This is a genomic window from Coralloluteibacterium thermophilum (assembly GCF_042654365.1).
In the GTDB taxonomy this organism is placed as follows: Bacteria; Pseudomonadota; Gammaproteobacteria; order Xanthomonadales; family Xanthomonadaceae; genus Coralloluteibacterium; species Coralloluteibacterium thermophilum.
Genome location: NZ_JBHSGG010000050.1, coordinates 21,728 through 29,863, shown reverse-complemented (window position 1 = coordinate 29,863; position 8,136 = coordinate 21,728). Strand labels below are relative to the sequence as shown.

The 8,136-nt window shown below is 74.1% G+C and carries 4 protein-coding genes; all 4 read right to left on the bottom strand.

The features are described from left to right. Positions 1–2,431: two-partner secretion domain-containing protein (locus tag ACFO3Q_RS16480; protein WP_377005935.1), on the bottom strand; the 2,431-nt coding region annotated here is incomplete at its 3' end. A gap of 9 nt (positions 2,432–2,440) precedes the next feature. Further along, complete coding sequence (locus ACFO3Q_RS16475) at positions 2,441–4,087, bottom strand: ShlB/FhaC/HecB family hemolysin secretion/activation protein (protein ID WP_377005941.1); 1,647 nt, start codon at positions 4,085–4,087, stop codon at positions 2,441–2,443. After that, complete coding sequence (locus tag ACFO3Q_RS16470; RefSeq protein ID WP_377005933.1) at positions 4,084–4,536, bottom strand: hypothetical protein; 453 nt, start codon at positions 4,534–4,536, stop codon at positions 4,084–4,086. The genes ACFO3Q_RS16475 and ACFO3Q_RS16470 overlap by 4 nt, the downstream gene beginning before the upstream one ends. Then, positions 4,533–8,135, bottom strand: coding sequence for a protein kinase domain-containing protein (locus ACFO3Q_RS16465; protein ID WP_377005931.1), 3,603 nt, complete (start codon positions 8,133–8,135; stop codon positions 4,533–4,535). The genes ACFO3Q_RS16470 and ACFO3Q_RS16465 overlap by 4 nt, the downstream gene beginning before the upstream one ends. Position 8,136 lies beyond the last annotated feature (1 nt).

Sequence of the window (8,136 nt, the reverse complement as noted above, 5' to 3'; positions counted from 1 at the left end):
CGTCACTGCCGGTCAGGCTCACGGGGCCGCCGAAATCGTTGCCGGCGTTGGCCAGGACGATGTCCTGGCCGCCCGCGTCGAAGGACGCCGCACCGCCGACCTTCACCGTGGTCCCCGCGGCCTGTTGGATCGCCTGCGCGTTGCGCAGTGCGAAGGCGCCGGCCACGTCCACGTCGCCCAGTGCGCCGACGGCATTGCCGGCCGCATCCAAACGGGCGCTGCCGCCCTCGACGTCGAGCCGCACCGCGGCGATCCGGCCGGCGTTCTGCTGGATGGCGCCGACGCCGCCGCCCAGGGAAAGCCCGCTGGTGGCCGTCACGTCGTGATCCAGGTCGAGCCCGGTGCCGCCGTGCAGCGTCACGTTGGCGCCATGCAAGGCACCGGGCGTGCCGAGCGTTCCGCCCGCCACGAGCCGCAGGTCGGCGCTGCCGGTATCGATGTCGCCGGTCGGCAGGAGGAGATTGCCGCCGGCCTGGAGGTCCAACCCGCCGGTCCCGCCGACCAGCGCACGGATATCGAGATCGTTGATGTCGCGGACCCGGACCGCGCCGCCGGTCAGCGCGACCGCCCCCCGGAAATCGTTGGCCGCGTCCAGTGCGATGTCCGCCGCTCCCGCGTCGATGGTCGCCGCGCCGGCCACCGTCAGTCCGCCCCGCTGCCCGATGGCATGACCGTTGCTGGTCGCGGTGAGGCTGCCGTCGATCCGGCCCGCGCCGAGGTTCAGGACGCCGTTGCTGCTGACGGTGAAGTCGCCCGAGGCGGTGACGGCCTGCAGGTCGAGGCCGTTCCTGTCGACGATATGGACATCTCTGCCGGTGAGCCTCACCTCCCCCTGGAAATCGTTGCCGGCGTCGGCGAGGGTGACTGCACCGACCGCGGTGATGGCGGTTGGCCCGGCCACCGTGAGTCCGCCGCCGACCTGCCCGACCACGCCACCGTAGCTGTGGACCGTCAGGCTCCCATCGACCGTTCCAGTTCCGAGCATCACACCATGGGTGCCGATCGCGTAGAGGGAGTCCGTCGAGATGCGGTTCAACATCATCGCGCCGGTACTCTCGAGGTAGACGTCGGCGCCGGTGACGTCGAAGTTCCCCATGAAGAGGGTGCCTCCACGCTCGTCGGCGAGCAGGATGTCGTGGCCGCCGGCGTCCAGCGTGCTGAGTGCGCCGCTGCGCCCGAGCGTCAGCGGCGCCTCGAAGCTCCGCGTGATCGGGCCGCCGCTCCTGGCGTTCACGACCCCGCCGATCGTGCCCCGCCCGAGGTTGAGCGCACCGCCGCTGTTCACGGTCAGGTCGAGCGTGTCCACCATGTACAGGTTCAGGTCGCCCTGGGTCGCGATCTCGGTCGCGCCGGCGGTGACGTTGACGCGGGCGCCGTCGAGCCTGTTCTCACTGTTGGTCAGTGCGACGGCATCCCTGCCGGCATCGATCGTCAGCGTATTTCCGGTGGCCGTGACCGTGCCGGACACCTCGATCCCTCCGCCGGCCGCGCGGAGCCGGACCGCTCCGCTTTCCCCTTCCACGAAGCCGGCCGCGCTGATGATCCCGCTGCTGTTGATCAGGACGCCGCCGAACGGGTCGGCCGATGCAGCCAGGGTGATCCGCCCTCCCTGCGACTCGAGCGTGCCGCTGTTGGTGACGAGGGCGGCCCCGGCCCCGGCCACGGCGGCGGTGGGGGTGAACTCGTACACCCCTCCGGCGGACAGGGTGGCGGCGTCGGCAGCGACGAGGTCGATCATCGTCAGGGTCCCGCCGATGTCGCCTTCGTTGTGCACCGCCCTGCCGAGGAGGGCGACGTTGCCCTGCCCCGACGCGTCGGTGCCGCGGATATCGCCGCGATTGACGACGACGCCCGCCCCCCCGGCGGCGAAGTGGAGCTCGTCGGCGCCACCGAGGAAGTCCTGTTCGCTGGTGGTCATTGCCAGGCCGGAGGCGACCAGCGAACCCACGTTCACCTGCGCCTCTGCACCGAAGACGATGCCGTTGGGGTTGATCAGGAACACCCGGCCGTCGCCGGTCAGCTGCCCGAAGATCTGGCTCGCGTCGCCGCCGCCGATCTGGTTCAGCACGGCCTGGCCGAGGCCCTGCTGGAAATGCACCGCGGCGTCGGCGCCGATGTCGAAGCTGTCCCACCGGATCAGCGCGCGCGCATCCGTCTGCTCGATCGTCATCCGCAGGCCGTCGATGGTGGGCGCGTTGGCGCCCTGGATGACGTTCGGCCCCGTCGGCAACTGCCCCGGGGCGGGCGCCGCCTGCGCCTGCGCGCCCGCGGGCAGCCACGCCAGCGCGAGCGACAGCGCCAGGCAGGTGAGCGCCGGCCGCGGCCCCCGGGTCGAATGTCCCGCACCGCCGTGGCTGCGGCCGCCGAGTTCGGACGCCACCTGCAACTGGCCCAGCGCGCGATTGAAGACGAGGCTGTAGATGCGGTTCATGGCTTCTCCCTAGAAGGTCATGCCGAGGCGGGCCCAGACCCGGAGGTCGTCGCCGTCCGGGGACCGGGTGCCGCCGACGGGCGTGGCGGCGGCAAGGCGGAACTCGAAACCGTAGGCGTCGGGCAGGCGGAAGGTCAGGCCCGCGCCCGCGCCCTGGAGGGTCAGCGCGTCGCCGCGGACACCGGCGGCCGGCAGCACCCGCGCGTGGTCGACGAACAGCTCGAACTCCAGCAGTTCGCGCCACGGCCGACCGCCGAAGGGCGAGGTCTTCCCGGCGAAGCCGGGGGCGTCCACGTGGTACTCGAACGCAGCGTGGTAGCCGCGGTCGCCCAGCCCCTCGGACACGCCGAAGGCGCGCACGCTGTCGGGCCCGCCGACCGAGAACTGCTCCATCGGCACCAGGGGATCCCGGCTGTACTGGCCGCCGAGCCGCAGCAGCAGGCGCTGGGTGCGGCTGAGGTACTGCATGCGCGCATAGGACGCGCGGGCGACGAGGAAGTCGCTCTCCCGCTCCGGGGTGATGAGGTCGGGGTCCAGCGAGCGGTCCTGCACCGCACGGCGCAGGCTGGTCTGCAGGAGATCGACCCCGCGCCAGCGGGTGTCGATCCGGCGCAGGGTGAAGCCGGCCTCGACCACGTCGAACTCCTGGTCGGACAGGGCGAAGCCCAGCGCCGACAGCCGCGAACGCTCGCGGATGTAGCGCAGCGAGGTCTGCATCTGCAGGTCGTCGCGGTTGACGAACTTCCAGTCGCCGCCGGCGTAGGCGATCGAGGTGGGGCCGGTGATGCCGAGCGCCCCGAAGCTGCCGGAACGGACCTGCAGCTCGCTGCGGCTGTAGCCGAGGATGCCGCTGACGCCGCTCCCCGGGCGGACCGGCACGCTGTAGGACAGCGCGCCGAGCCGGCTCTGGCTCGGATCGAAGGCGTGCGCGTAGCTCAGGTTGAACGCGTCGCCGATGCCCAGCGGGCTCGTCCAGGCAAGGCCGAGCTGCGCGCGGTAGCGGCCGGTGAGGTCGGTCCCGTAATTGTTGGCGCCGACGCTCACCGTCACCGGGCGGTCCGCCTCGCGCGCGACCACCACGATGTCGGTCTCGCCCACGGCCTCGCCCGGCTGGAGCACCGAGGACACCGACACGCCCGGCAGGTCGCGCGCGTACAGCAGCGCGTCCTTCAGTTCGCGCTCCGACAGGATGCGGCCCTGCAACCGCTCCAGCGGCGCGGCGATGGTCCCCGGCCGGTAGCGCCCGGCGCCCTGGACCACGACCCGCCCCACCCTGCCTTCGAGCACGTGGATCTCGACGATGCCGTCCTCGACGGTCTGCTCCGGCAGGTAGGCGGTGCTGACGATGAAACCGGCATCGCGGTAGGCCGCGGTGATGGCGGCGGCGACCTCCTGCAACTGGTCGAAGCTCAACGTCGCCCGTGGCTGCCCGCCGGCGAGCGCGGCGAAGCGCGCGTCGGCCAGGGCCTGCATGGTCTCCGCCGTGATCCCGCTGTCCGGGTGCTCGCCGACCTGGAGCACCCGGAAACCGCGGACCTCGATCGTCGGATCGGCCACGTAGCCGCGCTCGGCGACGCTGGGGAGCGCCACGCCGCCGGACTGGGCCACGGCCGCGCAGGGAAGGCAGGCCGCGACGAACAGCGCAAGCGGGCTCAGGCGCATGGCGGCAGCCCTCCTGTCGTGCAGGATCGGCGCGCAGCGCTGCGCGCGGACTCCGTGGCTTCCGTCATCGTTCCCCCTGTCGCAGTCGTCGCGTCGGCCGCGGTCGCATCGGCCACGCCGTAGCGCGCGAGAAGCGCGACGACGATGGCAGCAAGCAACGACAGCACCCCCCAGCGCGCAAGGCTACCCCAGCGCGACGACCCGAGCATCGTGAGGAGTTCGGCATCGTGCCCGCCCGCGCGCACGACACCCGCGCCGCCGTCCACCGGCGCCGGCGCCGATCCGGGCAGCGCGCTGCGCGCGGTGACCTCGTCCGCCTCGGCCAGCGCCTGCAGGATGGCGCGGCGCCGGCGCCGGAACTCAGCATGGTCGATGCGGCCCGACTGGTAGGCGTCCTGCACCGCGCGAAGGCCGGCGTTGGCCCGCTGTTCGCGTTCGCTCATTTCAGTTCCCTCAAGAGCCTGAAGCCCACGTCGCGATGCGCACCGCCGCCGTCCGCCCGGCGCGCGTCCACGGTGCAGTCCGACCAGTAGCTGGCGAAGCTGCCGCCGCGGACCACCGGGCCGCCGTCGCCCGCGACCCACTCCCAGACGTTCCCGGTGAGGTTGATGAGGCCCCACGGGTTCGGTTCGCGCCCGCGCGCGGAGACCGGAGCGCCCAGGCTGTCGTGCGAGTTCGCGGTCGGCGGGACGCAGTTGCTGTCGGCGGCCTGCCGCCAGCCGCTTCCCGCGCCGGCCGCGTGCGCCCATTCCGCCTCGGTCGGCAGCCGGTAGCGCCAGCCGCCGGCGGCGCGCGTGGCCCAGCGCGCGTAGGCGCTGGCCTGCGCATAGGTGACGTTCTGCACCGGCAGCGCGCCGAGCGCGGGGTCGCCCGGCGAGGTCACCGTGCAGCGGCCGGTGGCGGCGCAGAAGCGCGCGAAGTCGTCCACCGTCACCTCCGCCCGCGACAGGCCGTAGGCCTTGCCGCCATCGACGCCGGGCACCACCACCAGGGTGGGGCCGCGCCCGTCGCCGAACTGGTCGAAGCAGAACCGTCCGCGGCCCACGAGCGCCGGGTTGCCGCAGGGGTCCGGGCCGTCGGGAACCGGCGGCAGGGGCTCGTCGTCCCCGTCGGCCGCCGCCTGCCGGGGCGCCCGCCGCCCGGGGTCCGCGACCGCGGCCGGCTCGGGTGCGGCGCTCGGCCGCGCGGTCCGTGCCGGCTGTGCGGGCGCCGGCGCACGCCGTGCCAGCAGGGCGCGCAGGCTGCCGTCCGGCAACTGGCCGCGCTCGCGCATGCGCGCCTCCATGGCCTCCATGCCGCTGGCGTCGCTGCGGTAGAGCCCTTCGAGTTCCTCGACGAGGCGTGCGTGCGTCGCGGCATCCGGTACGCTGTCCTCCCCCGCGACGGCGGCGGCCATGGCGTAGCGCGCCCGCGCCGTGCGCAGGTCGAGCCGGCTGCCGAGCGTCTCGACGCCGTCCGCCAGCAGCGCCTCGGCCTCGGCGAAGCCGCCTTCGTCCGCCAGCTGCGCCGCGCGTTCCAGGTAGGTGCCGGACAGCAGTTGCGGCGCCTCGCCCAGGAGGAAGGCGTTGTCCGGCTGCAGCGCACGGATGCGCGCGAGCGCCTCGCGCGCCTTGTCGAGATCGCCCGCCGCGGCGGCATGGCGCGCGGATTCGGTGCGGCCGGCCACCTCCGCGTGCACGCGCTGCGCGGCCAGTTCGGCCTCGACGCCCGCGCGCACGGCGGCGAGACGCTCGCGCTCGGCCAGCAGCGGCGCGGCCTGCGGCGACAGTCCCAGGCCGTAGTCGACCAGGGCGGTGGCCTGGGCGAGCTGCGCGGCCGAATCCACGCCCGCCGTCGCCGCGGCGATGGCGGTGGCGACGTCGTGGTGCAGCCGCGCGACGTCCGCGGGGGCGCCGGCCTCCAGGGCCTCCAGCGCGCGCGCGACCTCGTCGCGCCAGTCCGCGCCGAGGCCGGGCGCGGCGAGACGCCCGGCGAGCAGCACGCGCGCCTCGGTCGGATCGAGCCGCTCGCCGGACAGTGCGCGCTCGCGCGCCTGCGCCGCGAGCTGCGCCGTCTCGACCTCGCCGGCCCGCAGTTGCAGGCGCAGCGACTCCGGGAACACCTCGGCGGCGCGCGCCAGGCGCGCATGCGCCAGGTCGAGGTCGCCCGCCTCCACCGCCGCGGCGACCGCCGCGTCGTAGGCCAGCTCCAGTTCCGGGTTCGCCAGCAATGCGCTGCCGGGATCGACCGCGCGCACCGTCGCCAGGGTGGCGGCGGCGTTGTCGTGCGCGCCGTCGAAGAGGTCGCCCGCGGCGATCCGCCGGCCGAGGTCGCTGTCCAGCGCGTTCAGCAGCGCGTTGCGCTGCTGCGCCATCTCCGTGCGGCGCGCGTCCAGGGCCGGGGAATACAGGCGCAGCGCGTCGCGGAAGGCGAATACCTCCTGCGCCGCGGCGTAGTCGTGGCGCCCGGCCGCGGGATTCCACAGCGCGTCCAGGCGCGAGAGCAGGAAGCCTTCGACCAGGTCCGCGTTGTCGAGCACGATGCGCCGGCGGTCCTCCTCGTCGAGCCCGGCCAGCGCCCGCGCGGCCTGGGCCTCGTCCGCGTAGCGCGCGCCGGGGTCGTCGCCGAAGCCGGCGATGGCGGCGGCGATCTGGCGGTCGTGCAGGTGCCGCGACAGGCCGTAGCCGCCGCCGCCCAGCAGCACCAGCGCCGCGGCGCCGATGCCCACCAGGGGCAGCGCGCGCTCGCGCAGGCCGACCTCGCGCAGGCCCTCGATCAGCTGCTCGACGTCGCCGAGGCGCTGTTCGCGGGTGAAGGCGACCGCATCGCAGAGCGTGCGGTACTGGCGCCGGGTGAGACCCGGCACCGGCGGCGGCGTGCGCCCCTCGCGCAGGGCGACCTCGGCGCTCGCCTTGCCGAACGGGTGCCTGCCGGTCAGCAGCTCGAAGCAGCAGCAGCCCAGCGCGTAGATGTCGTCGCTGGGCGTCGGCTCCTTGCCCTGGATCATCTCCAGGCTGGCGTAGGCCGGCGTCAGCGCGCCGAGCGTGGCGGCGTCGAACACGGTCTGCTCGCCGGTGGCGCTGGCCATGTGCTTGCCGGCCCGCGCGATGCCGAAGTCGAACACCTTGGGCACGCCGGCGCTGGTCACCATGACGTTGCCGGGCTTGAAGTCGGAGTGGACGATGCCGGCCGCATGCGCACGGCCGAGCGCGCGCGCCATGCCCTCGATCAGCGGGCGCGCCTTCGCCAGCGGCATGCCGTTCCAGGCCTGCTCGCGGATCAGGGTGCGCAGGTCGGAACCGTCGATGTACTCCATCGTCATGAAGACGATGGTCCCCGCCTTGTCGAAGTCGTAGACGCGCACGATGTTGTCGTGCGCCAGCAGCTGCGAGCGCCGCGACTCGCGCTGCAGCGCGACCAGCGAGTCCGGGTGCCGGCGGAACTCGTCGTTGAGGACCTTGACCGCCACGTAGGGGTCGCGGTCGCGCGCCTCCACCTTGCGCTCGTCGCGCGCGAGGAAGACCACGCCCATCCCGCCGCGGCCGATCTCGCGTTCGAGCAGGAAGCGCCCCTTGAGCAGCATGCCGACCCGCGCCACCTCGCCGCCGGCGGCGTCCGCGATGCGCTGCCAGGTCTCGACGCCGGTGCTCGTGCCGGTACCGGTGCCCGTGCCGTCGGCGGCCTGGGCGTCGCCCGGCACGACCGGCGCCGGAACCACGTGCGTGACGTCGTCGTCCGGCGGGACGGCCGCGCGCGATGCAGGCAGCGCCATCGCCGTGGCGTCGTCGGCCGGAGCCGGCGTGCGCGCCGGCGGGGCGACCACGGTGGCGTCGTCCTCCTGCGCCTCGCGCAGCGCATCCAGCCGGGTGACCAGGGTGGTCACGGTCTGCGCGTCCAGCACCTGTTCCTCCCGCATCTTCCAGAGGGTCTCGACGCCGGCGCGGTACTCGTCCTCCGGCACGCGGCCGCGCCGCGAGAGCGCCTCCAGCACCGCGGGCAGGTCCAGCCGGCCGCTGCGGAAGGCGGTGACGAGGCCGAGGACGCTGGTCTCACTGTCGTACACG